Origin of the sequence: Stenotrophomonas pictorum JCM 9942 (assembly GCF_001310775.1) — a bacterium.
GTDB lineage: Bacteria > Pseudomonadota > Gammaproteobacteria > Xanthomonadales > Xanthomonadaceae > Stenotrophomonas > Stenotrophomonas pictorum.
Genome location: NZ_BAZI01000615.1, coordinates 1 through 1,109, shown reverse-complemented (window position 1 = coordinate 1,109; position 1,109 = coordinate 1). Strand labels below are relative to the sequence as shown.

1 protein-coding gene and 1 pseudogene are annotated in these 1,109 nt (G+C 68.2%); both read left to right on the top strand.

The window, feature by feature from the left end; genetic code table 11:
- Positions 1–136: 136 nt before the first annotated feature.
- Positions 137–801: pseudogene (locus JCM9942_RS16525) on the top strand (alpha/beta hydrolase).
- 100 nt (positions 802–901) lie between these two features.
- The coding region (locus tag JCM9942_RS16520; protein ID WP_157723021.1) for a LytR/AlgR family response regulator transcription factor at positions 902–1,109 on the top strand (208 nt) is incomplete at its 3' end.

Sequence of the window (1,109 nt, the reverse complement as noted above, 5' to 3'; positions counted from 1 at the left end):
CCCGAGGAGAGTGCACCGCCGGCCCGTGCTGGTGCGCGCGGCCGAACTGAGAGCTGCGGCACTGCGCGAGCCCCTGCAGGACTGAGCCGGGGCCCGGGGCAGGCATAATGCGGGCCTGTCTTTGGGAGTCGTGGAAATGCTGGAAACAGTGGAACAGCAAACCGGCGCAGTGCCGGAATGGTCGGTGATCTGGTTGCACGGCCTGGGCGCCGATGGCCATGACTTCGCACCGATCGTGCCTGAACTGGTGCGCCCGCACTGGCCGGCGATCCGCTTCGTGTTTCCGCATGCGCCCAAGCGCCCGGTCAGCATCAACGGTGGCATGCCGATGCGGGCCTGGTACGACATCGTCAGCATGGATTTCCGCAGCCGCGCCGATACCGCTGGCGTGGCCGAGTCGGTGGCGCAGGTCGAGGAGCTGATCGCACGCGAACAGGAGCGCGGCATTCCGCTCGACCGCATCCTGCTGGCCGGTTTCTCGCAGGGCGGCGCCATCACCCTGGCCACCGGCCTGACCCGGCGTGAGCCGCTGGCCGGCCTGATCGCGTTGTCCACCTACCTGCCCGAAGTCGATGCCGCCGCCCGCCAGCTGGTGGAAGGCGCCACCGCCCAGCCGGTGTTCATGGCCCATGGCAGTGGCGATCCGGTGATTCCGCTGCAGATCGCCGAGCACAGCGCGCAGGTGCTCAGGCAGCTGGGTTTCGCGCTGGAATGGCACCGCTATCCGATGGCCCACCAGTCTGCGCCGAGGAGATCCACGCGCTGGCTGAATGGCTGCAGCTTCGTTTCGCGCACGCATGATGTGAGTATTGGCAGCATGGTTGGCGTGTGGTCCGCACAGCAGTCGCGGGCCGGGGAGCACGCCGATCCGGTGGCAGATTGATGGTTTTGGGGAGATGACATGAAAGTGGTCATTGCCGATGACGAGCCCTTCGCCCGCGAGCGGTTGCGCGCGCTGCTGGCCGAGCACGCGGAGGTGGAAGTGGTCGCCGAGGCGGCCAACGGCGTGGAGGCCCTGCATGCCTGCGCCGAGTTCAAGCCGGATGTGGTGCTGCTGGATATCGCCATGCCCGGCGTCGACGGGCTGGAGGCGGCGGCGCCCACCTGGC